This is a genomic window from Streptomyces sp. NPDC005435, from assembly GCF_040703155.1.
GTDB lineage: Bacteria > Actinomycetota > Actinomycetes > Streptomycetales > Streptomycetaceae > Streptomyces.
In genome coordinates, this window is sequence record NZ_JBEXEQ010000003.1 from 20,483 (window position 1) to 45,972 (window position 25,490).

Here is a 25,490-nt window from a genome sequence, read left to right on the forward strand (position 1 = left end):
CGCCCCGGCCCGGTCGGTACCGGCCGCTCATGAACACCCCGACCCTACCTCCCGCCCGCTTTTCCCTCCTGTGCGCCGGGGTGCGGGGGTTTCTCCCCGCGCGCGGTCCGGCCGTCGGCACGCGGTCGCGCGCCCCCAGGCACCGGCGAATTCCAGCCGCCCGGGAGCGGTCCCCGAAAGCCCCTCGTATCACCCCAGCCGCCCACATCATCGCTCTGTGTGATCATCGTACGAACTCTCGTACTCCTGCCCGGGAACCGGCCCGGCGACCCGCACCGGACAACTCCAGCCACTCCTGAAGGGTCTTGACCACACCCGGCACGGAACAAGCGGCTTCCGAATCACGTTGAGTGGGTATCCCCTCCGTGCGAGAGGGAGCGCACCGGGTGACCGACGACACACCTTGACAGTCTTTGTGATCTAGGGGTTTCAATCGACACCCACCCAGGTAGGGTCTGGAAGCGTCCAGCTCCCCTTGGAGGAGGTGAGGACCGTGGCAGCCCACGACGACGACATGAACCGCGGCATCCGCCCGGGACGAGGGTCCGACGACCCGTCCGGGCAGATCGCCTACCTTGAGCAGGAGATCGCCGTCCTGCGACGCAAGCTCGCCGACTCTCCGCGGCACACGAGGATTCTCGAGGAGCGGATCGTCGAGCTGCAGACCAACCTGGCCGGCGTCTCCGCGCAGAACGAACGCCTGGCCAACACACTCCGTGAGGCCCGCGACCAGATCGTGGCCCTCAAGGAAGAGGTCGACCGGCTCGCCCAGCCCCCGGCAGGCTTCGGAGTCTTCCTCCAGGCCAACGAGGACGGCACCGCCGACATCTTCACCGGCGGCCGCAAGCTCCGCGTGAACGTGAGCCCCAGCGTCGAACTCGACGAACTCAGGCGCGGCCAGGAGCTGATGCTCAACGAAGCTCTCAACGTGGTCGAGGCCATGGAGTTCGAGAGCGTCGGCGACATCGTCACCCTCAAGGAGATCCTCGAGGACGGCGAACGCGCCCTGGTACTGGGCCACACCGACGAGGAACGGGTGGTCCGGCTCGCCGAACCCCTGCGGGGCATCACCATCCGCCCCGGCGACGCCCTCCTGCTCGAACCCCGCTCCGGCTACGTCTACGAAGTCGTCCCCAAGAGCGAGGTCGAGGAACTCGTCCTCGAAGAGGTCCCCGACATCGGGTACGAGCAGATCGGCGGCCTCGGCGGCCAGATCGAGGCCATCCGCGACGCGGTCGAACTGCCCTACCTCTACCCCGACCTCTTCAAGGAGCACGAACTCCGCCCGCCCAAGGGAGTCCTCCTCTACGGACCCCCCGGATGCGGCAAGACGCTCATCGCCAAGGCCGTCGCCAACTCGCTGGCCAAGAAGGTCGCCGAAGTCACCGGCCAGGCCGCCGGCAAGAGCTTCTTCCTCAACATCAAGGGCCCCGAACTCCTCAACAAGTACGTCGGCGAGACCGAGCGCCAGATCCGCCTCGTCTTCCAGCGAGCCCGGGAGAAGGCCAGCGAGGGCACCCCCGTCATCGTCTTCTTCGACGAGATGGAATCCCTCTTCCGCACCCGTGGATCGGGCGTCAGCTCGGACGTGGAGAACACCATCGTCCCCCAGCTGCTCGCCGAGATCGACGGCGTGGAAGGCCTGCAGAACGTGGTCGTCATCGGCGCCTCCAACCGTGAGGACATGATCGACCCCGCCATCCTGCGCCCCGGCCGCCTCGACGTGAAGATCAAGATCGAGCGCCCGGACGCCGAAGCCGCCAAGGACATCTTCGGCAAGTACCTCACCGAACGCCTCCCGCTGCACTCCGACGACCTCGGCGAGCACGGCGGCGACAAGTCGATGACCGTCCAGAGCATGATCCAGACGGCCGTCGAGCAGATGTACGCCGAATCCGAGGAAAACCGCTTCCTGGAAGTCACCTACGCCAACGGCGACAAGGAAGTCCTCTACTTCAAGGACTTCAATTCCGGCGCCATGATCGAGAACATCGTGGGCCGCGCCAAGAAGATGGCGATCAAGGACTTCCTCGAAAAGACCCAGAAGGGCCTCCGCGTCTCCCACCTCCTCCAGGCCTGCGTGGACGAGTTCAAGGAGAACGAGGACCTGCCCAACACCACCAACCCGGACGACTGGGCCCGCATCTCCGGAAAGAAGGGCGAGCGGATCGTCTACATCCGCACCCTCATCACCGGAAAGCAGGGCGCGGACACCGGACGCTCCATCGACACGGTGGCGAACACCGGTCAGTACCTGTAAAAGGCCGGCCGGCTGCGGGTGCCCCCGGCGGGGCACCCGCAGCCGCCTGCTTTTTCCGGACCGCCACCGCAGCAGGCAAAGACGCAAATGATCTCCACACCAGCGCAAAGGCGTTCTAGGCTCTTTCCTACCGCCGAGTCGCGCAGTGCGGGGACGGGCACCGCACACGCACCGGAGCGCCAGCGGTACGCGAGCGGCGCCCACCACCGAGGGTGCCGCCGGGCAAGGAGGGCCGCATGACCGTACGGCGAGTAATGGGCATCGAGACGGAGTACGGCATCTCCGTCCCCGGCCACCCCAACGCCAATGCCATGCTCACCTCGTCCCAGATCGTCAACGCCTACGCGGCGGCGATGCACCGGGCCCGCCGGGCCCGCTGGGACTTCGAGGAGGAGAACCCGCTGCGCGACGCGCGCGGCTTCGACCTCGCACGGGAGGCCGCCGACTCCAGCCAGCTCACCGACGAGGACATCGGCCTCGCCAACGTCATCCTCACCAACGGCGCCCGCCTCTACGTCGACCACGCCCACCCCGAGTACAGCGCCCCCGAGGTCACCAACCCCCGCGACGCCGTCCTCTGGGACAAGGCGGGCGAACGCATCATGGCCGAGGCCGCCGAACGCGCCGCCGCGCTGCCCGGCGCCCAGCCCATCCACCTCTACAAGAACAACACCGACAACAAGGGCGCCTCCTACGGCACGCACGAGAACTACCTGATGAAGCGGGAGACCGCCTTCTCGGACATCGTGCGCCACCTCACGCCCTTCTTCGTCTCCCGTCAGGTCTTCGCGGGCGCCGGACGCGTCGGCATCGGCCAGGACGGCCACGAACACGGCTTCCAGCTCAGCCAGCGCGCCGACTACTTCGAGGTCGAGGTCGGCCTGGAGACCACCCTCAAGCGGCCCATCATCAACACCCGCGACGAACCCCACGCGGACGCGGAGAAGTACCGCCGGCTGCACGTGATCATCGGCGACGCCAACCTCTCCGAGATCTCGACCTACCTCAAGCTCGGCACCACGGCGCTGGTCCTCTCCATGATCGAGGACGGATTCATCGCGGTGGACCTCGCGGTCGACCAGCCCGTACGCACGCTCCACCAGGTCTCGCACGACCCCACGCTCAAGCGCCTCGTCACCCTGCGCAGCGGCCGCACACTGACCGCCGTCCAGCTCCAGATGGAGTACTTCGAGCTGTCGCGCAAGTACGTGGAGGAGCGCTACGGCGCCGACGCCGACGACCAGACCAAGGACGTCCTCGCCCGCTGGGAGGACACGCTCACCCGGCTCGAGAACGACCCGATGAGCCTCGCCGGCGAGCTGGACTGGGTCGCCAAGCGGGAGCTCATGGAGGGCTACCGCCGCCGCGACAACCTCGACTGGGACGCCGCCCGGCTGCACCTGGTCGACCTCCAGTACGCCGACGTACGCCCCGAGAAGGGCCTCTACAACCGTCTGGCGGCCCGGGGACGCATGAAGCGCCTCCTGACCGAGGACGAGGTCGAGCGGGCGCGCACCAAGCCGCCGGAGGACACCCGGGCGTACTTCCGCGGGCGCTGCCTGGAGCAGTACGCGGACGACGTGGCCGCGGCGTCCTGGGACTCGGTCATCTTCGACCTGCCCGGCCGTGACTCGCTCCAGCGGGTGCCGACCCTGGAACCGCTTCGCGGAACGCGAAATCACGTCAAGGAGCTGCTGGACCGCTGCCGTACGGCGGACGAGCTGGTCAGGGTGCTCTCCGGCAATTGAAACCCCTGGCAGGGGCTGTGATTGGGTTCCTTTCGCAGGGTGGAAAACCCGGCGCCAGGGAATCATCGAGATGGTCCCCGTACGTTCCCTGAACTACGGGGCCGATGTCGGACCCGGCTTGTAGGGTCTGATCATCACCGAACGGCGAACTGAGCGGGGTGAGGGTTATGGCGACCAAGGACACCGGCGGCGGCCAGCAGAAGGCCACACGCTCCACCGAAGAAGTCGAAGAGCAGACACAGGACGCACAGGGCTCCGAGGACCTCAAGGAGCGCCAGGAAAAGCTGAGCGACGACGTGGACTCGGTCCTGGACGAAATCGACGATGTCCTCGAGGAAAACGCCGAGGATTTCGTGCGCTCCTTCGTGCAAAAGGGTGGCGAGTAAAGGCCGATTGGTCAATTCGCCTTCGATGTGAAGGGTGCGGGGGAATCGGGTGGTTGAGGAACCGAACGCGAAACGCTGCGGGAAGTGTGAGCGGGAGCTGACTCCCGCAGCGTTCGCGCGGGACCGCAACCGACGCGACGGCCTGCAGGCGTACTGTCGGGAGTGCGTGGCGAGGTACAGCGCCGCGCATTACCGGCGCCGCCGGGAGGCCATGGGGAAACCGGTCCGGGAAAACGTGGACGTGCCGCCCGGTCACAAGCTCTGCCGGGCGTGCGGTGAGGTCAAGCCGCACAGCGAATGGCATCGCAACGCGACCGCGTCCGACGGCCTGTCCACCCGGTGCCGGTCCTGCCGGGCCACCCGAGGGCGGCAGGACCATCTCAAGCGCAATTACGGTCTCAGCGAGCCCGAGCGGGATGCCCTGGCCGCCTCGCAGGGCGGCGTCTGCTGCATCTGTCTTTCCGCTCCGCCGGCGCATGTGGATCACTGCCATGAGACGGGTAGGGTCCGAGGCGTACTGTGCTTCAGTTGCAATGCCGCGCTGGGGCAGTTCAAGGATCGGCCCGATGTCATAAGGCGGGCTGCCGAATACGTGGAAGGAAACGCGTGGAAGCCAACACTCGTAGCACCGGGCGTCTACCGGCTGCCTTCCTGACGCCTGGGTCGTCCTCCTTCATGGACTTCTTGTCCGACCACCAGCCCGAGCTGCTGCCCGGGAAGCGGACGTTGCCGCCGACGCAGGGTGTGATCGAGGCCCCGCACGGCACGACCATCGTGGCCGTCACGTTCCCCGGGGGCGTCGTGCTCGCCGGTGACCGCCGGGCCACCATGGGCAATGTCATCGCGCAGCGGGACATCGAGAAGGTGTTCCCGGCGGACGAGTACTCGGCCGTCGGTATCGCCGGCACCGCCGGTCTCGCCGTGGAGATGGTGAAGCTCTTCCAGCTGGAGCTGGAGCACTTCGAGAAGGTCGAGGGCGCCCAGCTGTCGCTGGAGGGCAAGGCGAACCGCCTGTCGACCATGATCCGCTCCAACCTCGGCATGGCCATGCAGGGCCTGGCCGTGGTGCCGCTGTTCGCGGGGTACGACGTGGACCGCGACAAGGGCCGCATCTTCTCCTACGACGTCACCGGCGGCCGCTCCGAGGAGCACAACTTCGCGGCGACGGGCTCCGGCTCGGTCTTCGCGCGGGGTGCGATGAAGAAGCTGTTCCGGGACGACCTGAGCGAGGACCAGGCCACCACCCTGGTCGTGCAGGCGCTGTACGACGCGGCCGACGACGACTCGGCGACCGGTGGTCCCGATGTAGCCCGCCGGATCTACCCCATCATCACCGTGATCACCGAGGACGGCTTCCGCCGGCTGACCGAGGACGAGGCGTCCGAGATCTCCCGCGCGGTGCTCCAGCGGCGCATGGAGGAGCCGGACGGCCCGCGGGCCGCGCTGCTCTGAGGGCGGGCCGGGCTTCGTCCCGGCCGGTCCTCTTCATCCGAGGTGATCCAGTGACCATGACAGAAAGGGACGGATAACCGGTGTCGACGCCGTTCTATGTCTCACCCCAGCAGGCCATGGCGGACCGCGCCGAGTACGCCCGCAAGGGCATCGCGCGCGGTCGCAGCCTGGTGGTCATGCAGTACGCCGACGGCATCGTGTTCGTCGGCGAGAACCCGTCCCGTGCGCTGCACAAGTTCAGCGAGATCTACGACCGGATCGGCTTCGCGGCCGCCGGCAAGTACAACGAGTACGAGAACCTGCGCATCGGTGGTGTGCGGTACGCGGACCTGCGGGGTTACACCTACGACCGGGACGACGTGACCGCGCGTGGTCTGGCGAACGTGTACGCGCAGACGCTGGGCACGATCTTCTCCTCGGCGGCCGAGAAGCCGTACGAGGTGGAGCTGGTGGTGGCGGAGGTCGGTGAGACGCCGGAGGGTGATCAGATCTACCGGCTGCCGCACGACGGTTCGATCGTGGACGAGCACGGTTCGGTCGCGGTGGGCGGCAACGCGGAGCAGATCAGCACGTTCCTGGATCAGCGGCACCGGGACGGGATGACGCTGGCGGAGGCGCTGAAGCTGGCGGTGCAGGCGCTGTCGCGGGACACCAACGGCAGTGAGCGGGAGATCCCGGCCGAGCGTCTTGAGGTGGCGGTGCTGGACCGTACGCGTCCGCAGAAGCGGAAGTTCAAGCGGATCGTGGGCCGTCAGCTGGACCGTCTGCTGGCGGCGGACGGTGCGGCGACGGAGGCGGAGAGTTCCGTGGAGGAGGGCTCCGAGGAGGAGTGATCCTTCCCGGACTCTGGTGAAGCCCCGGCCGGTTCTCCGGCCGGGGCTTCCGCGTGTCCGGGCACGGTGGCGCCCGGACGTCCTCAGACGGCCCTGGCCGGGCCTGTGGAGCCCCGTACGACGAGTTGGACGGGGATGTCCCCGTTCGTGGGTGCGCGGCCGTCCAGGACGGCGAGGAGGGCTTCCATGCCGCGTTCGCCGAAGAGTTCGGCGTCGAGGCGGACGGTGGTGAGTTCGGGGTCGATGGCGGTGGCGAGGGCGAGGTCGTCGAGTCCGGTGACGGAGATGTCGTCGGGGACGCGCAGGCCGAGGCGGCGCAGGGCTTTGTAGGCGCCGGCGGCGAGTTTGTCGTCGTCGCAGACGACGGCGGTGGGGCGGGGTCCGGGCGCGGTGAGGGCGGCTTCGGTGGCGGCGCGGGCGTCGTCGATGGTGATGGGGGCGGTGGTGGTGCGCAGGCGGGTGCCGGGTACGGCGGCGAGGCGGTCGGCGAGTTCGCGGGCGCGGGCGCGGAAGGTCCAGGAGGGGATGTCGGCGGCGAGGTGGAGGAGGTGGCGGTGGCCGAGGCCGAGGAGGTGTTCGGTGACCTGGCGGACGCCGTCGGCGATGTCGAGGTTGACGGTGGCGGCGCCGAGGCTGCCGTGGGGGTCGCTGTCGAGCATGACGAGGGGGAGCTGGTCGCCGCGGATGGCGGTGAGGGCGTCGGCGGCCATGGAGGAGGCGATGACGCCGTCGAGGGCGGCTTCGGCGGAGGCGAAGGGGTCGCGGGCGGGGCCGACGCCTTCGGGGGAGGGGTAGAGCACGACGCCGAAGCCGTGGCGGGCGGCGACGCGGGCGGCGCCGGTGTAGACGCCGGCGAAGAATTCGGTGGTGAGGGCGGGGACGACGAGGAGGATGGTGCGGGTGCTGCCGAGGCGGAGGTTGCGGGCGGCGAGGTTGGGGCGGTAGCCGAGGGTGCGGGCGGCTTCGCGGACGCGTTCGGCGGTGGTCTCGGAGACGCGGCCGCGCCATTTGTCGCCGAGGACGAGGGAGACGGCGGCCTGGGAGACTCCGGCGGCCTGGGCCACGTCACGGCTGGTCGGGCGCGTGCTGCTGCTGCGTGCCACCGTGGGCCTGCTCCTTCGTGTGGACGGGTGAACAGCGCTCATGGTACGTATGAATGCGTTAGTTATACGTAACACTTCGGAGGCGTCGAGGCGGCCCGGAGGGGCTTGGGCGAAGGGCTGCACATGGCGACGGGGTATCTGGAGATCCTGCGGGCGAAACACGCGGTGAGGCTGCTCACGGGCACGCTGGTGGGTCGGCTGCCCAACGCGGTGGCGTCGATCGCGCTGCTGCTGTTCGTGCGGGCCGAGGGGGGTTCGTACAGCCTGGCGGGGGCGCTGGCGGCGGTGTACGGCGTGGCGAACGCGGTGGGGCAGCCGCTGCTGGGCCGTCTGGTGGACGTCCACGGGCAGCCCCGGGTGCAGCTTCCGGCGGCGGTCCTGTCGGCGCTGGCCATGGCGGGGTTCGCGTTCGCGGGGATCGGCCCGCTGCCGCTGGCGTACGTCCTGGTGGCGGCGTCGGGGCTGTTCACGCCGCCGCTGGAGGGCGGGCTGCGGGCGCTGTGGCCGGCGGTGCTGCGCCGGGAGGACCAGGTGCACACGGCGTACGCGCTGGACGCGGTGGCGCAGGAGGTCATGTTCACGGCGGGGCCGCTGCTGGTGACGCTGTGCGTGTCGCTGTGGTCGGAGCGGGCGGCGCTGCTGGTGCTGAACGCGCTGGGCGTGCTCGGGGCGCTGTCGGTGGTGCTCTCGCGGCCTTCGCGGGAGTGGCGTTCGGAGCCGAGGGAGGCGCACTGGCTGGGTGCGCTGCGTTCGCCGGGGCTGCTGGCGCTGCTGGCGGCGTTCCTGTTCGTGGGGATCGCGATGGGGTCGATCGCGGTGGCGGCGGTGTCGTACGCGGACGGTCACGGTGGTGACGCGGTGTACGGCTGGATGATGGCGGCGGTCGGTCTGGGCGCGCTGGTGGGTGGCACGGTGTACGGGGCGCGGCGCTGGGCGGGGGCGCCGGAGCGGCGGCTGCGGGTGCTGGTGGCGCTGCTGGCGGTCTGTTACGTGCCGCTCACGCTGATGCCGGGTCCGGTGCCGATGGTGGTGCTGTCGGTGCTGGCGGGTGTGTTCCTGGCGCCGTGCATCGCGTGTGCGTTCGTCATCGTGGACCGGCATGCTCCGGCGGGGACGGTCACGGAGGCGTTCTCGTGGCTGGTGACGACGTTCGTGGTGGGCGCGTCGGTGGGTACGGGGGTGGCGGGTCCGGTCGTGGAGGCGGGCGGCGCCCTGTGGGGTTTCGCGGTGCCGGGTGTGGCGGGGGCCGTGTCGTTGCTGGTCCTGCTGGCTACGGGGCGGGTGCTGACGGCCCCCGCGGTGGGCGGGGTTGTGGTGGTGTCCTCGGAAAATGATCCGAATCGTGCTGCCCAACCCCGTTTCAGTTCAGGGGATCGGGCGTAATGTTCATGCATGGACCGCCGCATTTTCGGGCTGGAGAACGAGTACGGCGTCACGTGCACGTTCAGGGGACAGCGGCGCCTGTCTCCTGACGAGGTGGCGCGGTACCTCTTCCGCCGTGTCGTGTCATGGGGCCGCAGCAGCAATGTCTTTCTGCGAAACGGCGCCCGGCTGTATCTCGACGTGGGTTCACATCCGGAATACGCGACACCCGAGTGTGACAATGTGACTGAGTTGGTCACTCACGACAAGGCCGGCGAGCGCATTCTCGAAGGACTCCTGGTGGACGCGGAACGACGCCTGCATGAGGAGGGAATCGCGGGCGACGTCTACCTTTTCAAGAACAACACCGACTCGGCGGGCAATTCGTACGGGTGCCACGAGAACTATCTGGTGGCCCGGCACGGGGAGTTCTCCCGCCTCGCGGACATTCTCATCCCGTTCCTGGTGACGAGGCAGTTGCTGTGCGGCGCGGGCAAGGTGCTCCAGACGCCGCGGGGTGCGGTGTACTGCGTCAGTCAGCGGGCGGAGCACATCTGGGAGGGCGTGTCGTCGGCGACGACGCGTTCGCGGCCCATCATCAACACCCGTGACGAGCCGCACGCGGATGCCGAGCGTTACCGGCGGCTGCACGTCATCGTGGGTGACTCGAACATGTCCGAGACGACCATGCTGCTGAAGGTGGGCGCGACGGACCTGGTGCTGCGCATGATCGAGGCGGGCACCGTGATGCGGGACCTCACGCTGGAGAACCCGATCCGGGCGATTCGCGAGGTGAGTCACGACATCACCGGGCGCCGCAAGGTGCGCCTGGCCAGTGGCCGCGAGGCGTCCGCGCTGGAGGTGCAGCGCGAGTACTTCGACAAGGCCGTGGACTTCTGCGACCGCCGGGGTATCCGTACGGGCACGGTGGCGCAGGTCCTGGAGCTGTGGGGCCGCACGCTGGACGCGATCGAGACCGAGGAGCTGGACCGGATCGGTACCGAGATCGACTGGGTGATGAAGTACAAGCTCATCGAGCGGTACCGCGAGAAGCACAACATGACGATGTCGCATCCGCGGGTCGCGCAGATAGACCTCGCGTATCACGACATTCACCGTCGTCGTGGGCTGTACTACCTGCTGGAGAGGAAGGGGCAGGCGGCGCGGATCTGCAACGACCTGAAGATTTTCGAGGGCAAGTCGGTGCCCCCGCAGACGACTCGGGCGCGGCTTCGCGGTGACTTCATCCGGCGGGCGCAGGAGCAGCGCCGGGACTTCACGGTCGACTGGGTGCATCTGAAGCTCAACGACCAGGCGCAGCGCACGGTGTTGTGCAAGGACCCGTTCCGTTCGGTGGACGACCGGGTGGAGAAGCTGATCGCGGGAATGTAGCCCTGTCCGCGTGAGGGGTGGTTTTTCCGTGGCCGTCTGACGGATCGCCACACGGGCGCCGTACGTTTACCGTACGGCGCCCTTCTCACGCCGTAGAGTTGCGCGCACGCCAACCGCAAGATCGACCGATTACGAGGCATCTCCGTGCGCCGACGTTCACTGCTCCTTGCCGCCGTTCCCGCAGGACTGGTCACGCTCGCCGGGTGCGGCGACGGGGATTCGAAGTCCAGCAAGGCGAGCGCGTCTCCGTCTCCGTCGGCGTCGTCCGCGCCGCCGCCGAAGATCGTGGACGGGCCGGTGCCGGCGATCACGGCGGGCAAGGAGTTCGGCCAGAAGCCGACGGTGGCGAAGGGCGAGGGGGAGCCGTCGAAGAACCTGGCGGTGCGCACGGTCATCGCGGGCAACGGCCGTACGGTCGCGGAGAACGACTTCGTCGAGGCGAACTACCTGGGGCAGATCTGGAGCTCGGGCAAGGTCTTCGACAACTCCTACGACCGGCAGCCGCTGGTGATCCAGCTGGCGCAGGGCAGCATCATCGACGGCTGGCGGTACGCGCTGACGGGGAAGAAGACCGGCAGCCGGGTGGAGATCGCGGTGCCGCCGACGTGGGGGTACGGCGAGTCGGGAAACTCGCAGGCGGGGATCAAGGGCACGGACACGCTGGTGTTCGTCATCGACGTGATCGACTCCTTCAACTCCAAGAGTTCGGCGAAGGGCGACGCGGTCCCGCAGAACGACGCGGCGCTGCCGAAGGTGGCCACGAACACCGACGGCGCCACGCCGAAGGTGACCATCCCGAAGTCGGCGCCGCCGAAGAAGCTGGTGTCGAACTACGTGCTGGAGGGCGACGGGAAGCCGGTCAAGAAGGACCAGACGGTGCTGTGCCAGTTCCAGGGCCTGGTGTGGGACACGGGCAAGGTGTTCCAGCAGACGTACGGCACCGGGCGGCTGAGCCAGTTCTCGGTGGAGCAGATGGAGCAGGTCGTCAAGGGGCTGGCGCAGGGGATCACGGGCAAGAAGGTCGGCAGCCGCGTCCTCGTCGTGGTGCCGCCGGACCTGGCCTACGGCGACAACCCGCCCGCCGGCGGGGACATCAAGAAGGGTTCCACGCTGGTCTTCACGGTGGACATCCTGGCCGCGATGTAGGTCGGCGGGGTGCCCCGTGCGGGGTGGCGGAGCCGGGGGGAATGAAAGACTGTCCGTGTTACGTGTCGTACACAAGCAGGAGCTTTTGACGTGAACATCGACAAGCCGGAGATCGACTTCCCGGGCGGCGAGCCGCCGGCCGACCTCGACATCAAGGAGATCTGGGAGGGCGACGGCGAGGTCGCTCAGGCGGGCGACTTCGTCAAGGTCCACTACGTGGGTGTCGCGTTCTCCACCGGTGAGGAGTTCGACGCCTCCTGGAACCGCGGTACGCCGCTGGAGTTCCAGCTCGGTGTCGGCCAGGTCATCCAGGGCTGGGACAAGGGCGTGCAGGGCATGAAGGTCGGCGGCCGCCGCCAGCTGATCATCCCGGCGCACCTGGCCTACGGCGACCGCGGTGCCGGTGGCGCGATCGCCCCGGGCGAGACGCTGATCTTCGTCTGCGACCTGGTGGGCGTGGGCAAGCGCTGACCCGGTGACTGACCGGATCTGATCGAGGAAGGGCTCGTACCGTGGGTACGGGCCCTTCTTTTTTGACCTTTGCTGTCCGTAATGGCCCTTGTTCTTTGTTCTGGCTTTTGCCGCGCCACCGCTGAGCGGTACGGTCGACGATCGGAAGCACCAGAGGAAGGCGAAGGGCGTCGATGGCCATTGCCAAGGCCGAGCGGCTGATGAATCTCGCGCTGTGCCTGCTCGGCACACGGCGGCCGCTCAGCAAGCGCGAGCTGCGCGAGTCCATCGAGGCGTACCTGGAAGCGGGCTCGGACGACGCCTTCAACCGTATGTTCGAGCGGGACAAGGACGATCTGCGCGAGCTGGGTCTCGTCATCGAGACCGTCGAGAACATCGAGGGCGAGGTCGGCTACCTCGCCCGCAGCGACAGCAACCGGCTGCCGCCCATCACCCTGGACGCCGAGGAGGCCGCCGCCCTCGGGCTCGCCGCCAAGGTCTGGCAGCAGGCCCGGCTCGCCGGCGCCGCCAGCGGCGCCCTGCAGAAGCTGCGCGCGGCCGGACTGCCCGAGGACGTCGACCCCTACGGCGCGCACAGCGCCCTGGAGCCGCGCATCCCGGTGCACGAGGCCGCCTTCGAGCCGCTGATGCTGGCCTGCCGCGACCGCCGCCCGGTGCTCTTCGACTACCGCAAGGCCTCCGCCGCCCACCCCGAGCCCCGGCACGTCGAGCCGTGGGCCCTGGAGTGCTGGCGCGGCCACTGGTACCTCGCGGGCTGGGACCGCGACCGGGGCGCCGAGCGCGTCTTCCGGCTCTCCCGGATCACCGGCAAGGTCCGCGCGCGCGGCACCGGCTTCACCGCGCCCGTGCCCGACGTCGTCACCGTGCGCGAGACCGTGGCCGGCTGGGCGGGCGAGAGCGCCGACCGCTCCGCGCTGATCCGGCTGCGCTCGGGCGCCGGATACCCGCTGCGCGCGAAGGCCGTCAAGGTCCGCGACCTGGGCGACGGCTGGGACGAGCTGGAGATTCCGTACGGGCACGGGCTCGACGCCTGGCTGGTGGAGTTCGGGCCCGACGTGGTGGTGCTGGAACCGGCCGAGCTGCGCGCGGACGTGGTGGACCGGCTGCGTGCCGTGGCCAAGGGCTGATGGGGGAGCGGAGCACAACCATGGCAGGAAAAGCGGTCAGGCCCGCGAGCGCCATCGACCAGACCCGGCGGATGCTGTCCCTGGTGACGTATCTGCGTGAGCGCCCCGGCGCCCGGATCGCGGACGTGGCGCGCGCCTTCGGCATCACCGAGGACGAACTGGTCTCCGACCTCGACGTGCTGCCCATGTGCGGCACCAGCTTCCGGGGCGGCGACCTCCTCGACATCGACACCGACGGCGAGCGCATCTGGTGGCACAACCCCGCCGCCCTCGGCGCGGACGCCGCCGAGCCGCTGCGGCTGGCCGCCGACGAGGCGACCGCGCTCCTGGTGGCCGCCCGCGCGGTGGCCACCCTGCCCGGACTGCGCGAGAGCGACCGGCAGGCGCTGGTGCGCGCCACCGCCAAGGTGGAGACCGCGGCGGGCGACGCGGCCGGGGCCAGCTCACGCCTTTCGGTGACCTTCGAGTCCGAGGGCGGCGTCTTCGCCGACGTGGACCGGGCCATCTCCGAGCGCCGCAGACTCTGGATCCGCTACTACTCCCCGGCCCGCGACGAGCTGACCGAGCGGGAGATCGACCCCATCCGGCTCGTCAGCGTCGGCCACACCTACGTCGAGGCGTGGTGCCGCCGCTCCGAGGCGCGCCGCACCTTCCGCCTCGACCGGGTGGCCGAGATCCGCATCCTGGACGAGCCGTCCGCGCCGCCCGAGATAGCACCCCGCGACCTCTCCGAGGCGCTGGTGCAGCCGGCCGCCGAGGACCCCGAGGTCGTCGTCGAGGTCGGCCCGGGCGGCCGCTGGGTCGCCGAGTACTACCCGCACGACAGCGCCGATGAGCTTCCCGACGGCGGGCTGCGTATCACTCTGCGCACCCCCGATCCGGCCTCGCTCAGGCGGCTCGCCCTGCGGCTCGGCCGCGACGGCCGGATCGTCTCGCCGCCCGAACTGGCCGACAGCGCCCGCCGGGCGGCCCGCGAGGCGCTGGCCGCGTACGAGTCGTACGACACCGGTGACCGCGCCGACGGCCGGCCGGAGGGGGTGTCCGGCGGCGCGGACGGGACGGACCAGCGGGGGGAGCGGGGGCTGTGAGCGAGGTTTCGGTGCCGGAGGCCCGGACGGCGGGCGGCGGCCGGGGGACGGGGATGCGGGGGATGACGGTGGCCGCCGCCTTCGCCGGGATGCGGCGCGTGGTACCGGTCGTGTTCAAGGCGGGCTGCCCGGACTGCCGGGGCCGCTTCGAACTCGCCGCGAGCGCGCTGCGCCTGGCCATCGGGGCCTCCAGCCGCACCACCTTCTACGCCTTCACCTGCCCCGGCTGCGGGGCGGCGGTGCGCAAGCCGGCCGGCGAGCGGATCGTGGAGCTGCTGACCGGCGGCGGGGTGCGGACGCTGCGGCTGCACTCCACCGCGTAGACCGGAGGCCGCACTCCACCGCGTAGACCGTGACCGTGAGCTGCCGGCCGTCCGGAACCGTCTAGGCTCTTCGGCATGTTCTGGCCGATGTTCGCGGTAGCCGTGGGTTTCCTGGGTCTTCTCGTCCTGGGGGTGCTCGCCGTCCGGGTGTTCCTGGCGGCGCGGGGCCTCGGGGAGCAGGTCGCGCGGTCCGCCGACCGCATCGGCCGGGCGGCGGAGGACCTGGAGCGGGCCGCGGTGAGCGCGGCACGGGCCGCCGACACGCTGTGACGTCCGCCATCCCCGGACACCCCGGGCCCCGGCCGTACCAAGGGCGGGGCGCCCCTCCTCCCTGTCGGACGACCGGGGCGGCCAGGTACGCTGCTTCTCGCGGTGCGCGAAACGAGGCTCGCATCGCGGACCGGGACGATGCGCGGGGATCGCTTCGCGTTCACCTCTGAGCGTTACGATCGCCGCGACCACGATCGCTCGGACGCCTGCCCGACTGGTCGGACAAGCCCCCACCCAGCCGCCTCGGTGAGAAGGTAAAGACTTATGTTCGGAAGGCTCGGAGCCCCCGAGATCATTCTCCTCCTCGTCGTCATCATCCTGCTGTTCGGCGCGAAGAAGCTTCCGGACATGGCCCGCTCGCTCGGCAAGTCCGCGCGCATCCTCAAGAGCGAGGCCAAGGCCATGAAGGAAGACGGCGGCAACAGCCAGGCCGGTCCGGCGGACACCGGCGAGCAGCCCCCCGCGCAGCGCACCATCCAGGCCGCCCCGGGCGACGTGAACAGCTCGCGTCCGGTCAACGAGCCGACGGACACCACCCAGCGCTGACCCGCGGCCGGACCCCCGGCCTGCCGCACGAGATGAGGACGTGGGTTGCTCAAGTCTGCCCGCAAGCAGGAGAAGGACCCCGAGGGGCGGATGCCCCTGGCGGACCACCTGCGTGAGCTGCGCAACCGGCTTGCGAAGGCGCTGCTGGCCGTCGCCGTGGTGACGTGTTTCGCCGCCTTCTACTACGACGACATCGTCAATGTCGTCACCAGGCCGATCATGGATTCGGTCGGCTGCACCAAGTCTTTCGCCGAAATGGCCACGGCGCACAAGAACCAGTCCTGTGCGCGGATCACGGTCAGCGGTCTGCTCGGACCGTTCACGCTGGCGCTGAAGGTCTCCCTCATGGCCGGTGTCGTGGGTGCCTCCCCGGTGTGGCTGTACCAGCTGTGGGCCTTCATCTCGCCGGGTCTGCACCGGCACGAGAGGAAGTACGCGCTCGGCTTCGTCGCCACCGGCGCGCCCCTCTTCTTCGCCGGCGCCTACTTCGCGTACAAGGTGCTGCCCACCTCCGCGAAGGTCCTGATCGGGTTCACTCCGGAGGGCGCCGACAACCTGCTGCCCCTGGACGAGCTGCTCGGCGTCGTCATGCGCATGGTGCTCGTCTTCGGGCTCTCTTTCGAACTGCCGCTGCTGCTGATCCTGCTCAACCTGACCGGCGTGCTCACCGGCAAGCGGATGCTCGGCTGGTGGCGCGGGATGATCCTCGGCATCACCGTGTTCGCCGCCGTCGCCACCCCCAGCACCGACCCGCTGACGATGCTGGCGCTCGCCGCCCCGATCTGGGTGCTGTACTTCGGCGCGGTCGCCTTCTCGCTGCTCAACGACCGCCGCAAGGCCCGCCGCCTGGCCGCCGGACCGGCCGACGACGAGGCCTCCGAGCTGGACCTCACCCCCGAGGCCATAGGAGAGGTCGAGCCCCTCCGCACCGGCCGCGCGCTGCCCGAGCAGGCGAGCGGGGAGCGGTCGGGCGACTACGACGACGTGACCTGAGCGCCGCCGCGCATGGAACGCGGCTACGGCACTTTCACCGGATGCCCCCCTCCCACCTGGGACGGGGGCATCCGCGTTTCCGGCCGGCCCCCGGAGCTCCCCGGATCCGCATGGATCCCCCGACTTCCGGATAATGATCGTCCTGTTGTCGGTGTGGCCCGGTACGCTCGAAAGCACGATGACAGAGGACCTCTCACCGGCCGAGCGGTACGCGGCATCCCGAGTGCGGGCCGCCGAGCAGGCCACCGCGCTCGCGGACTTCCGCGAGATGTACGACTTCGGCCTCGACCCCTTCCAGATCGAGGCCTGTCAGGCACTCGAAGGCGGCAAGGGCGTGCTGGTGGCCGCACCCACCGGCTCCGGCAAGACGATCGTCGGCGAGTTCGCCGTCCACCTCGCCCTGGAGCAGGGCAAGAAGTGCTTCTACACGACACCCATCAAGGCGCTGTCGAACCAGAAGTACGCCGACCTGTGCCGCCGCTACGGCGCCGACAAGGTCGGCCTCCTCACCGGTGACAACAGCGTCAACTCCGACGCCCCGATCGTCGTCATGACGACCGAGGTGCTGCGGAACATGCTGTACGCTGGTTCCCAGACCCTCCTCGGCCTCGGATATGTGGTCATGGACGAGGTGCACTACCTCTCCGACCGCTTCCGGGGCGCCGTCTGGGAAGAGGTGATCATCCATCTGCCCGAGTCGGTCACGCTGGTCTCGCTGTCGGCGACCGTGTCCAACGCCGAGGAGTTCGGCGACTGGCTGGACACCGTGCGCGGCGACACCGAGGTGATCGTCTCCGAGCACCGGCCCGTGCCGCTGTTCCAGCACGTGCTCGCCGGACGGCGGATGTACGACCTGTTCGAGGAGGGCGAGGGCCACAAGAAGGCCGTCAACCCCGACCTCGCCCGCCTCGCCCGCATGGAGGCCACCCGGCCCTCGTACCAGGACCGCAGGCGCGGCCGTGCCATGCGCGAGGCCGACCGGGAGCGCGAGCGCAGGCAGCGCTCGCGGGTGTGGACGCCGAGCCGGCCGGAGGTCATCGAGCGCCTCGACGCCGAGGGCCTGCTGCCCGCCATCACCTTCATCTTCAGCCGCGCGGCCTGCGAGGCCGCCGTCCAGCAGTGTCTGTACGCGGGGCTCCGGCTCAACGACGAGGAGGAGCGGGAACAGGTCCGCGCCCTGGTCGAGGAGCGCACCGCCAACATCCCGCCGGAGGACCTGCACGTCCTCGGCTACTACGAGTGGCTGGAGGGCCTGGAGCGGGGCATCGCCGCCCACCACGCGGGCATGCTGCCGACCTTCAAGGAGGTCGTGGAGGAGCTGTTCGTGCGCGGCCTGGTCAAGGCCGTCTTCGCCACCGAGACCCTGGCGCTCGGCATCAACATGCCCGCGCGTTCGGTCGTGCTGGAGAAGCTCGTCAAGTGGAACGGCGAACAGCACGCCGACATCACCCCGGGCGAGTACACCCAGCTCACCGGCCGTGCGGGACGGCGCGGCATCGACGTCGAGGGCCATGCCGTGGTGCTGTGGCAGCGGGGGATGAGCCCCGAGCACCTGGCCGGGCTCGCGGGCACCCGCACCTATCCGCTGCGCTCCAGCTTCAAGCCGTCGTACAACATGGCGGTCAACCTGGTCGAGCAGTTCGGGCGGCACCGCTCGCGCGAGCTCCTGGAGACGTCGTTCGCGCAGTTCCAGGCCGACAAGTCGGTGGTCGGGATCTCCCGGCAGGTGCAGCGCAACGAGGAGGGTCTGGAGGGCTACAAGGAGTCCATGACCTGCCACCTCGGCGACTTCGACGAGTACGCGCGACTGCGCCGCGAGCTGAAGGACCGCGAGACCGAGCTGGCCCGGCAGGGCGCCAACCAGCGGCGCGCGGAGGCCGCCGTCGCGCTGGAGAAGCTCAAGCCGGGCGACATCATCCACGTGCCCACCGGAAAGTACGCGGGCCTCGCCCTGGTCCTCGACCCCGGCCTGCCCGCCGGACGCACCGGCGGCCACCGCGGCTTCGACCACCACGACGGGCCCCGCCCGCTGGTGCTCACCGCCGAACGGCAGGTCAAGCGGCTGGCGTCCATCGACTTCCCCGTCCCGGTGGAGGCGCTGGACCGGATGCGCATCCCGAAGACGTTCAACGCGCGCTCCCCGCAGTCCCGCCGGGACCTCGCCTCCGCGCTGCGCACCAAGGCCGGGCACATCCCGCCGGAGCGGGCCCGCAAGAAGCGTTCGCAGGCCGCCGACGACCGGGAGATCGCCCGGCTGCGCACGGCCATCCGCGCCCACCCCTGCCACGGCTGCGACGACCGCGAGGACCACGCCCGCTGGGCCGAGCGCCACCACCGGCTGCAGCGCGACACCTCGCAGCTGGAGCGGCGCATCGAGGGCCGTACGAACACCATCGCGCGCACCTTCGACCGGATCGTGGCGCTGCTGACCGAGCTGGACTATCTGCGCGGCGACGAGGTCACCGAGCACGGGCGCCGGCTCGCCCGGCTCTACGGCGAACTCGACCTGCTCGCCAGCGAGTGTCTGCGCGAGGGCGTCTGGGAGGGGCTCAGCCCGGCCGAACTCGCCGCGTGCGTCTCGGCGTTGGTGTACGAGTCGCGTGTCGCGGACGATGCGATGGCACCCAAGCTGCCCTCGGGCAACGCGAAGGCGGCGCTCGGCGAGATGGTGCGGATCTGGGGGCGGCTCGACGCGCTCGAAGAGGACTTCGGGATCAGCCAGACGGAGGGTGTGGGGCAGCGGGAGCCGGATCTCGGGTTCGCGTGGGTCGCCCATCAGTGGGCCTCGGGGAAGGGGCTCGACGAGGTGCTGCGGGAGGCGGAGATGCCAGCGGGGGACTTCGTGCGGTGGACCAAGCAGGTGATCGACGTGCTGGGTCAGATCTCCGCGGCGGCTCCTCCTTCGGAGGGATCGACGGTGGCCAAGAACGCGCGTAAGGCTGTTGATCAGTTGCTGCGGGGTGTGGTGGCCTACTCGTCCGTGGGGTGATCGTCGTCGGGAGGGTGCGGGTTGTGTGCGGCTTGTCGCGCAGTTCCCCGCGCCCCTGAAAAAGAAAGGCCAACTGTCCTTCTCTGTCTTGAGATGTGGCGGTTGGCCTTTCGCATGCCCGAACGTCACTACCTAGTGTGTTCGATTAACTTCCCTGCGTGTAAATGGGGTTGAGGTTACTCCCGGTACCGGGGCGATTTCAGGTGCTTGCCGAATATGACACCGCGATGATCCGGTCGGACTAAGCTCGCCCGCGGCGCACCCGGTTGAGATGAATTCGGGTGCCTGTACCCAAACATACGGTTCGTCCCAGAAGGCATCCATGGTGAGTGTTCAGAAACCTCCCGGTGTCCGTGAACGTCCTTACGCACGCGTGTTGTTGCCACCCGGTCTGCTGATGATCGCCGTGACCGCCGGGGCCGTCGCCCTGGTGCCGGCCGCCGCCCGCATCGCCGTCGCCTGCTGCGGGGCCGTGGCCACGCTGCTGGTGCTCGTCACGGCCGGTGAAGCCGTGCGGCGCGCGCGGGAGTTGCGGGCGGTGCGGGCCGAACATGCCCGGCACACCGCCTACTTGGAGCAGCGCGTCGCCGGCCATGACGCACAGCTCGACCGGCTGACCAACGAGGTGCTGCCGGAGGCGGTACGGCGGCTGCGCGGCGGCGACATCTACCACGAGGTCATGCCCAGAGTCCTCAACAGCCCTGAACTGCGCGACATGCCCCGCTCGCAGCGCGATCTGCTCCGCGCGACCCTGCGCGCCGTGGACCGCGAGATCTCGATGCGCGACGCCTCCGAGCGCGCGTTCGTCACCATCGCCCGCCGCGTCCAGGCCATCGTGCACCAACAGGCCAAGGAACTCAGGGAGATGGAGGAGGACCACGGCCGCAGCCCCGAGGTCTTCGACGACCTGCTGCGCATCGACCACGGCACCGCGCTGATCGGCCGCCTCGCCGACACCATCTCCGTCATCGGCGGCGGCCGCCCCGGGCGTCAGTGGCCCAAGCCCGTGTCGCTGTACAGCGTGCTGCGCGGTGCGATGTCCCGCATCCTGGAGTTCCCGCGCATCAACCTGAGTTCGATCGTCAACATCAACATCAAGGGCACCTCGGTCGAGCCGATCATCCACGCGGCCGCCGAACTCCTCGACAACGCCACGCGCTACTCGCCGCCCACGGCCAAGGTGCACGTCACCGCCGTGGAGGTGCAGAGCGGTGTCGTCATCGAGATCGAGGACGCGGGCGTCAGCCTCAGCGAGGAGTCCCGGGCCCGCATCGAGAAGATGATCGACGACGCCAAGCAGGCGGACGACGCCGACTCCCTCGGTGAGAACCCCCGGCTCGGCCTCGCGGTCGTCGGCCGGCTGTGCACCTCGTTCCACATGGACGTCTCGCTGCGCGCCTCCGCGTACGGCGGCGTCCGCGCCATCCTCATGGTGCCGCGCAACATGACCACCACCGAACCCGGTGTGGGCGTCGCCCACGGCATCGGCGCCACCGCCGTACCCATGCCCGAACTCGGCGCCCTGGAAGGCCCCAAGCGGCCGCCCAAGAAGCGCCGCCCCACCAGCCCCCGCATCCCCGCCGGTGTCTCCCTGGAGGACGACGTCCCCGAGGTCACCGAGTGGACGGCGGGCGGGCTGCCGCAGCGCCGCAGCCGGGTGAAGACCCCGCTCGCCCAGCGGTACGCCGAGCAGGAGGCCATCGAGCGCGCCGAGGCCGAGGGCAGGCCCACCATCTGGTCCCAGCCCAAGCCGGAGCCGGAGCCCGAGATCGACCCCGAGCGGCAGAAGCTGCTCGACCGGGAGCCCGGTCTGTGGGTCGACGCCTTCTGGGAGGGGCTGAAGAAGGACAACCCGGGGGTTCACCCGACCGACTTCACGCGGAACCCGACCGCCTATCTGCATCTGATCAACGACTCGGCCGACACGGAAGCCGGCGACGAGGGGGACCTCAAGTGATCCAGCAGCGCGCGAACTTCGACTGGATGCTCAAGCAGCTGCACGACGGTGTGCCGGGCATCGAGATGATCGTGGTCCTCTCCGCGGACGGACTGCGCATCGCCCGCTACGGCGGCGACCCGGACGCCGCCGACCGGATGGCCGCCGCCTGCGCGGGAGTTCAGAGCCTGGCCGGGGCCGTCGCCCAGGAACTGCCCGGCAGCAGCGGGGAGATGAAGCTCGTCGTCATCGAGATCGACGGCGGCTACTTCTACCTCATGGCCGCCGGCGACAACGCCTACCTCGCGGTGCTCGCCGACGTGGTGTGCGAACCGGGCCGGATGAGCGGCATGATGCGCGACCTCGTCGTCCGGATCGGTGCCCACCTCACCAGTCCGCCCCGGCGGGACGGGCAGACCGTATGACTCCACCGCGACGCACCCGGCGGGCGCCGAAGGAACCGCCCTCCCCGCCGCCCGTGGCCGCCACGCCGGCCGCGCCCGCGGAGGGCGAGGAGAACCCCGGCAACCCGGAGCGGCTGTACGCCCTCACCGGGCTCAGCGACGGCGGACGGATGCACCTCGACCTGGTCACCCTGGTCGTGGCGCGCTCCGCCCCGCCGCGCTCGGGCACCCCCGAGCAGGCGGCCGTGCTCCGGCTCTGCGGCAGCCCCTTGTCCGTGGCCGAACTGTCGGCCTATCTGAAACTGCCGTTCAGCGCGATGACTGTACTGATCACCGAACTGATCACGGCCGAACTGGTGCAGGTGCGCGCCCCGATCGTGCGGCAGGCGAGGCCCGACCGTTCCATCCTCGAAGCGGTGATGCATGGACTTCAACGGCTCTGACTCCCGGAGCGCCCCGATCCCCGGCCCGCGCACCGAGGACCGGCTCCCGCACACGGCGCAGGCCGCCGTGAAGATCGTGATCGTGGGCGGCTTCGGCGTCGGCAAGACGACCATGGTCGGCTCCGTCAGCGACATCCGGCCGCTGACCACCGAGGAGACCATGACCCAGGCCGGCATCGGCGTGGACGACGACTACGGCTCCGACACCAAGACGGCCACCACCGTGGCCATGGACTTCGGCCGCATCGGCATCACCGAGCAGCTGGTGCTCTACCTCTTCGGCACCCCCGGCCAGGAGCGCTTCTGGTTCCTGTGGAACCGGCTCTTCGAGGGCGCCCTCGGCGCGGTCGTCCTGGTGGACACCCGCCGACTCGAGGTCAGCTTCGACGTCATGGGCCGGCTGGAGGAGCGCGGCGTGCCCTTCGTGGTCGCCGTCAACTCCTTCCCGGACGCGCCCCGGCACCCCGTCGAGGAGCTGCGCACCGCGCTCGACCTGGCCGAGAACATCCCGATCGTCGAGTGCGACGTACGACGGCGGGCCTCCAGCAAGGAGGTGCTGCTGACCCTCATGCGGTTCCTGCACTCGCTCGCGCTCTCCGGAGCCCTGGTCTGACCCGCGTCCCACCGACCCGCATCCGTAATCCGCATCCGTCCCGGAGCGACACTGTGACGCCTGAACCCCACCCCCCGACCGGCACCCACGATCCGGCCGCCGGGCCGCCGCCCGGCTGCCCCGCGCACGGCCTCGGGCCCGGCGCCCTGCACCGGCTCCACGGCCCCGGCGCCGAGGACCTGGACGACCTCTACGCATGCCTGCGCGAGCAGTACGGCCCGGTGGCCCCCGCGCTCCTCCACGAGGACGTGCCGATGTGGGTCGTCCTCGGACACGCCGAGAACCTCCAGATGGTGCGCAGCCCCTCGCAGTACAGCCGCGACAGCCGCATCTGGACCCCGCTGCTCGACGGCCAGGTCAAGTCCGACCACCCGCTGATGCCGCACATCGCCTGGCAGCCCATCTGCTCGCACGCCGAGGGCGCCGAGCACCAGCGGCTGCGCGACGCGGTCACCGCGGCGATGGCCACCATCGACCACCGTGAGATGCGCCGTACCATCGGCCGCTACACCCAGGGCCTGGTCAACGCCTTCTGCGAGCGCGGCCACGCCGACCTCGTCCCGCAGTTCGCCGAGCATCTGCCGATGGCCACGCTGTGCGCGATCCTCGGCATGCCCGAGGAGTACAACGACCGGATGGTGCAGGCCGCCCGCGACGCGCTCAAGGGCACCGACACCGCCATCCAGAGCCACGCCTACGTCATGGAGGCGCTCGGCCGGCTCACCCTGCGCCGCCGCGCCCGCCCCGAGAACGACTTCACCAGCCACCTCGTCACCCACGAGGCGGGCCTGACCGACGACGAGGTCCGCGAACATCTGCGGCTCGTCCTCTTCGCCGCCTACGAGGCCACCGCCAACCTGCTCGCCAACGCCCTGCGCATGGTGCTCACCGAGCCCGGCTTCCGCGCCCGGCTCAACGGCGGTCAGATGACGGTGGCCGAGGCCATCGAGCAGTCCCTGTGGGACGAGCCGCCGTTCTCCACCGTCCTCGGCTACTACGCCAAGCAGGACACCGAGCTGGGCGGCCAGCGCATCCGCAGGGGCGACGGGCTGCTGTTCGCACCCGCCCCCGGAAACGTCGATCCCCGGGTACGGTCCGATCCCCGGGCCCAGATGAAGGGCAACCGCTCCCATCTGGCCTTCGGCGGCGGCCCGCACGAGTGCCCGGGGCAGGACATCGGCCGTGCCATCGCCGACGTCGGCGTGGACGCCCTGCTGACCCGGCTGCCCGACATCCGGCTGGACTGTCCGGAGGAGGAGCTGCGATGGCGCTCCTCCATCGCCTCCCGGCATCTGGTCTCGCTGCCGGTGCGGTTCGAGCCCGCGCTCCAGCAGGACGTCAGTCTGCCGCCCAGCCAGTCCCCGGTCCCGCGCCGGCGCGAGGAGTGGCAGGTCTCGGCGCCGGTCAGGGCGGCGGTGCCGGAGCCGCGGCGGGAGACGGTGCCCGTACGGGAGTCCGCGCGGGTCCCGGAGTCCGCCCGGGTCCCGGAGCCGGCCCGGGTTCCGGAGCCGGCCGGTGCCGCCGGGTCCGGGCGGGAGAGCGTGTGGCGGCGGCTGATGCGCTGGTGGGTCGGCGAGTGACACCGGCGGCGCGGGGGCGGGCGGGCCCGGTCCGGGTCAGTCCGCCCCGGCCCACGCGTCGGGTGCGGACCACGCCTGGAGCGTGCGGCCGCTGGTGAACGCGTGCCGCGCCCCCGTCACCGGGTCGGTGAACTCCAGCTCGCGCGCGAGCAGTTGCAGCGGGCGCCGGAAGGCACCGGGTACCTCGGGGGCGGCCACCTCCGGGTACAGCGGGTCGCCGAGGATGGGGACGCCGAGGGTGTTCAGATGGACCCGCAGCTGGTGGGTCTGGCCGGTGCGCGGCAGCAGCCGGTAGCGCGCCAGGCCGTCCCGCCCGCGGTGTTCGGCGCACTCCACCAGCGTCTCGGCGTTCGGCTCGCCGGGCACCTCGAACGCGGCCAGCGTGCCGCGCTCCTTCACGATCCGGCTGCGTACGGTCCGGGGCAGGGCGAGCCCCGGATCGTACGGGGCGATCGCCTCGTACTCCTTGCGCACCAGGCGGTCGCGGAACAGCGTCTGGTAGGCGCCCCGTTCGCCGGGCCGCACCGTGAACAGCACCAGTCCGGCGGTGAGCCGGTCCAGGCGGTGCGCGGCGCTCAGCGCGGGCAGTGCGAGGTCACGGCGGAGCCGGGCGAGCACGGTCTCGGTGACATGGCTGCCGCGCGGGGTGGTGGCGAGGAAGTGCGGCTTGTCGGCGACCACGATGTGCTCGTCCCGGTACACCACCTCCACCGCGAAGGGCACCGGCACCTCCGGCGGATGCTCGCGGTGGAACCACACGTACATCCCCGGCTCGTACGGCGCGTCGGGCGCGACCGGGCGTCCGTCGGCCCCCACGATCAGCCCGGCCTCGAACATCGCGGCGACCGTCCCGGGCCCGGCGCCCGTCAGCCGTTCCACCAGGTGTTCCCGCACGGTGGCCCAGGCCCCGCCGGCCGGCAGCCGCACCCGCACCGGGTCGATTCCCCCGCGCTGGGGGAGCGGGGCGGGCGGGGGCGGGGTACGGCGTCTCATCGGGTCCAAGGGTACGGGGGCGGCCGCCGGTG

Annotated in this window: 24 protein-coding genes; 22 read left to right on the plus strand and 2 right to left on the minus strand. The window is 70.2% G+C overall.

The annotated features are described in order from the left end of the window. Nucleotides 1–493: 493 nt before the first annotated feature. The 6 genes from arc to prcA all read left to right on the plus strand — a co-directional run bounded on the left by arc (nucleotide 494) and on the right by prcA (nucleotide 6,679). Complete coding sequence (arc, locus tag AB0898_RS04915; protein WP_366801404.1) at nucleotides 494–2,260, plus strand: proteasome ATPase; 1,767 nt, start codon at nucleotides 494–496, stop codon at nucleotides 2,258–2,260. A gap of 236 nt (nucleotides 2,261–2,496) precedes the next feature. Further along, nucleotides 2,497–4,008, plus strand: a complete 1,512-nt coding sequence (gene dop / locus AB0898_RS04920) for a depupylase/deamidase Dop (protein WP_366801405.1) — start codon at nucleotides 2,497–2,499, stop codon at nucleotides 4,006–4,008. A gap of 167 nt (nucleotides 4,009–4,175) precedes the next feature. Further along, a complete protein-coding gene (locus AB0898_RS04925) occupies nucleotides 4,176–4,394 on the plus strand; it encodes a ubiquitin-like protein Pup (RefSeq protein ID WP_161182296.1) in 219 nt (72 codons plus the stop codon). A 166-nt stretch (nucleotides 4,395–4,560) separates the two neighbouring features. After that, nucleotides 4,561–5,049: an endonuclease VII domain-containing protein gene (locus tag AB0898_RS04930; protein ID WP_407078288.1), complete on the plus strand. Its 489-nt coding sequence runs from the start codon at nucleotides 4,561–4,563 to the stop codon at nucleotides 5,047–5,049. After that, nucleotides 5,001–5,846 (plus strand): proteasome subunit beta, encoded by an 846-nt coding sequence (prcB, locus tag AB0898_RS04935; RefSeq protein WP_366801407.1) that lies wholly within the window; start codon nucleotides 5,001–5,003, stop codon nucleotides 5,844–5,846. The genes AB0898_RS04930 and prcB overlap by 49 nt, the downstream gene beginning before the upstream one ends. An 80-nt stretch (nucleotides 5,847–5,926) precedes the next feature. Beyond that, on the plus strand, nucleotides 5,927–6,679 hold the full coding sequence (gene prcA, locus AB0898_RS04940; protein WP_366801408.1) for a proteasome subunit alpha: 753 nt from the start codon (nucleotides 5,927–5,929) through the stop codon (nucleotides 6,677–6,679). Nucleotides 6,680–6,762: 83 nt separating this feature from the next. On the opposite strand, the gene AB0898_RS04945 is transcribed toward prcA, so the two are convergent. Then, nucleotides 6,763–7,824, minus strand: coding sequence for a LacI family DNA-binding transcriptional regulator (locus AB0898_RS04945; protein WP_366801409.1), 1,062 nt, complete (start codon nucleotides 7,822–7,824; stop codon nucleotides 6,763–6,765). Nucleotides 7,825–7,905: 81 nt separating this feature from the next. Here AB0898_RS04945 and AB0898_RS04950 point away from each other — a divergent pair, with 81 nt between their 5' ends. The 16 genes from AB0898_RS04950 to AB0898_RS05025 all read left to right on the plus strand — a co-directional run bounded on the left by AB0898_RS04950 (nucleotide 7,906) and on the right by AB0898_RS05025 (nucleotide 24,465). Then, entirely contained in the window at nucleotides 7,906–9,165 is a 1,260-nt protein-coding gene (locus AB0898_RS04950; RefSeq protein ID WP_366801410.1) for an MFS transporter, read from the plus strand. A 9-nt stretch (nucleotides 9,166–9,174) separates the two neighbouring features. Then, on the plus strand, nucleotides 9,175–10,536 hold the full coding sequence (pafA, locus tag AB0898_RS04955; protein WP_161182302.1) for a Pup--protein ligase: 1,362 nt from the start codon (nucleotides 9,175–9,177) through the stop codon (nucleotides 10,534–10,536). A 144-nt stretch (nucleotides 10,537–10,680) separates the two neighbouring features. After that, nucleotides 10,681–11,682: an FKBP-type peptidyl-prolyl cis-trans isomerase gene (locus AB0898_RS04960; protein ID WP_366801412.1), complete on the plus strand. Its 1,002-nt coding sequence runs from the start codon at nucleotides 10,681–10,683 to the stop codon at nucleotides 11,680–11,682. Between the two features lie 90 nt (nucleotides 11,683–11,772). Continuing rightward, complete coding sequence (locus AB0898_RS04965; RefSeq protein WP_366801413.1) at nucleotides 11,773–12,153, plus strand: FKBP-type peptidyl-prolyl cis-trans isomerase; 381 nt, start codon at nucleotides 11,773–11,775, stop codon at nucleotides 12,151–12,153. 173 nt (nucleotides 12,154–12,326) lie between these two features. Then, entirely contained in the window at nucleotides 12,327–13,280 is a 954-nt protein-coding gene (locus AB0898_RS04970) for a WYL domain-containing protein (RefSeq protein WP_366801414.1), read from the plus strand. Nucleotides 13,281–13,300: 20 nt separating this feature from the next. After that, nucleotides 13,301–14,368, plus strand: coding sequence for a WYL domain-containing protein (locus AB0898_RS04975; RefSeq protein WP_366801415.1), 1,068 nt, complete (start codon nucleotides 13,301–13,303; stop codon nucleotides 14,366–14,368). Between the two features lie 53 nt (nucleotides 14,369–14,421). Then, nucleotides 14,422–14,691, plus strand: a complete 270-nt coding sequence (locus tag AB0898_RS04980) for a hypothetical protein (protein ID WP_366801669.1) — start codon at nucleotides 14,422–14,424, stop codon at nucleotides 14,689–14,691. A 75-nt stretch (nucleotides 14,692–14,766) separates the two neighbouring features. Then, complete coding sequence (locus AB0898_RS04985) at nucleotides 14,767–14,961, plus strand: hypothetical protein (protein ID WP_366801416.1); 195 nt, start codon at nucleotides 14,767–14,769, stop codon at nucleotides 14,959–14,961. Between the two features lie 264 nt (nucleotides 14,962–15,225). Further along, the gene (gene tatA / locus AB0898_RS04990) at nucleotides 15,226–15,507 is read left to right on the plus strand and encodes a Sec-independent protein translocase subunit TatA (RefSeq protein WP_366801417.1); all 282 of its coding nucleotides are present in this window, start codon (nucleotides 15,226–15,228) and stop codon (nucleotides 15,505–15,507) included. A gap of 45 nt (nucleotides 15,508–15,552) precedes the next feature. Beyond that, nucleotides 15,553–16,500: a twin-arginine translocase subunit TatC gene (tatC, locus tag AB0898_RS04995; RefSeq protein ID WP_366801418.1), complete on the plus strand. Its 948-nt coding sequence runs from the start codon at nucleotides 15,553–15,555 to the stop codon at nucleotides 16,498–16,500. A 133-nt stretch (nucleotides 16,501–16,633) separates the two neighbouring features. Then, nucleotides 16,634–19,489: a DEAD/DEAH box helicase gene (locus AB0898_RS05000; protein ID WP_366801419.1), complete on the plus strand. Its 2,856-nt coding sequence runs from the start codon at nucleotides 16,634–16,636 to the stop codon at nucleotides 19,487–19,489. 322 nt (nucleotides 19,490–19,811) lie between these two features. After that, a complete protein-coding gene (locus AB0898_RS05005; protein WP_366801420.1) occupies nucleotides 19,812–21,446 on the plus strand; it encodes an ATP-binding protein in 1,635 nt (544 codons plus the stop codon). Continuing rightward, entirely contained in the window at nucleotides 21,443–21,850 is a 408-nt protein-coding gene (locus AB0898_RS05010; RefSeq protein WP_366801421.1) for a roadblock/LC7 domain-containing protein, read from the plus strand. Before AB0898_RS05005 ends, AB0898_RS05010 begins: the two co-directional genes overlap by 4 nt. Then, the gene (locus AB0898_RS05015) at nucleotides 21,847–22,272 is read left to right on the plus strand and encodes a DUF742 domain-containing protein (RefSeq protein WP_366801422.1); all 426 of its coding nucleotides are present in this window, start codon (nucleotides 21,847–21,849) and stop codon (nucleotides 22,270–22,272) included. Before AB0898_RS05010 ends, AB0898_RS05015 begins: the two co-directional genes overlap by 4 nt. After that, complete coding sequence (locus AB0898_RS05020; protein WP_366801423.1) at nucleotides 22,253–22,885, plus strand: ATP/GTP-binding protein; 633 nt, start codon at nucleotides 22,253–22,255, stop codon at nucleotides 22,883–22,885. The genes AB0898_RS05015 and AB0898_RS05020 overlap by 20 nt, the downstream gene beginning before the upstream one ends. Before the next feature lie 53 nt (nucleotides 22,886–22,938). Continuing rightward, nucleotides 22,939–24,465: a cytochrome P450 gene (locus tag AB0898_RS05025; protein WP_366801425.1), complete on the plus strand. Its 1,527-nt coding sequence runs from the start codon at nucleotides 22,939–22,941 to the stop codon at nucleotides 24,463–24,465. 36 nt (nucleotides 24,466–24,501) lie between these two features. On the opposite strand, the gene AB0898_RS05030 is transcribed toward AB0898_RS05025, so the two are convergent. Next, the gene (locus AB0898_RS05030) at nucleotides 24,502–25,458 is read right to left on the minus strand and encodes an RluA family pseudouridine synthase (protein ID WP_366801426.1); all 957 of its coding nucleotides are present in this window, start codon (nucleotides 25,456–25,458) and stop codon (nucleotides 24,502–24,504) included. Between the last annotated feature and the right edge of the window lie 32 nt (nucleotides 25,459–25,490).

What these genes read in the sequence shown, in the direction of transcription:
- dop (WP_366801405.1), top strand. Translation starts at nt 2,497, where the DNA reads ATGACCGTACGGCGAGTAATGGGCATCGAGACGGAGTACGGCATCTCC.
- AB0898_RS04925 (WP_161182296.1), top strand. Translation starts at nt 4,176, where the DNA reads ATGGCGACCAAGGACACCGGCGGCGGCCAGCAGAAGGCCACACGCTCC.
- AB0898_RS04945 (WP_366801409.1), bottom strand. Translation starts at nt 7,824, where the DNA reads ATGAGCGCTGTTCACCCGTCCACACGAAGGAGCAGGCCCACGGTGGCA.
- AB0898_RS04950 (WP_366801410.1), top strand. Translation starts at nt 7,906, where the DNA reads ATGGCGACGGGGTATCTGGAGATCCTGCGGGCGAAACACGCGGTGAGG.
- pafA (WP_161182302.1), top strand. Translation starts at nt 9,175, where the DNA reads ATGGACCGCCGCATTTTCGGGCTGGAGAACGAGTACGGCGTCACGTGC.
- AB0898_RS04970 (WP_366801414.1), top strand. Translation starts at nt 12,327, where the DNA reads ATGGCCATTGCCAAGGCCGAGCGGCTGATGAATCTCGCGCTGTGCCTG.
- AB0898_RS04975 (WP_366801415.1), top strand. Translation starts at nt 13,301, where the DNA reads ATGGCAGGAAAAGCGGTCAGGCCCGCGAGCGCCATCGACCAGACCCGG.
- AB0898_RS04980 (WP_366801669.1), top strand. Translation starts at nt 14,422, where the DNA reads ATGCGGGGGATGACGGTGGCCGCCGCCTTCGCCGGGATGCGGCGCGTG.
- AB0898_RS04985 (WP_366801416.1), top strand. Translation starts at nt 14,767, where the DNA reads ATGTTCTGGCCGATGTTCGCGGTAGCCGTGGGTTTCCTGGGTCTTCTC.
- tatA (WP_366801417.1), top strand. Translation starts at nt 15,226, where the DNA reads ATGTTCGGAAGGCTCGGAGCCCCCGAGATCATTCTCCTCCTCGTCGTC.
- AB0898_RS05000 (WP_366801419.1), top strand. Translation starts at nt 16,634, where the DNA reads ATGATCGTCCTGTTGTCGGTGTGGCCCGGTACGCTCGAAAGCACGATG.
- AB0898_RS05005 (WP_366801420.1), top strand. Translation starts at nt 19,812, where the DNA reads ATGGTGAGTGTTCAGAAACCTCCCGGTGTCCGTGAACGTCCTTACGCA.
- AB0898_RS05015 (WP_366801422.1), top strand. Translation starts at nt 21,847, where the DNA reads ATGACTCCACCGCGACGCACCCGGCGGGCGCCGAAGGAACCGCCCTCC.
- AB0898_RS05020 (WP_366801423.1), top strand. Translation starts at nt 22,253, where the DNA reads ATGGACTTCAACGGCTCTGACTCCCGGAGCGCCCCGATCCCCGGCCCG.
- AB0898_RS05030 (WP_366801426.1), bottom strand. Translation starts at nt 25,458, where the DNA reads ATGAGACGCCGTACCCCGCCCCCGCCCGCCCCGCTCCCCCAGCGCGGG.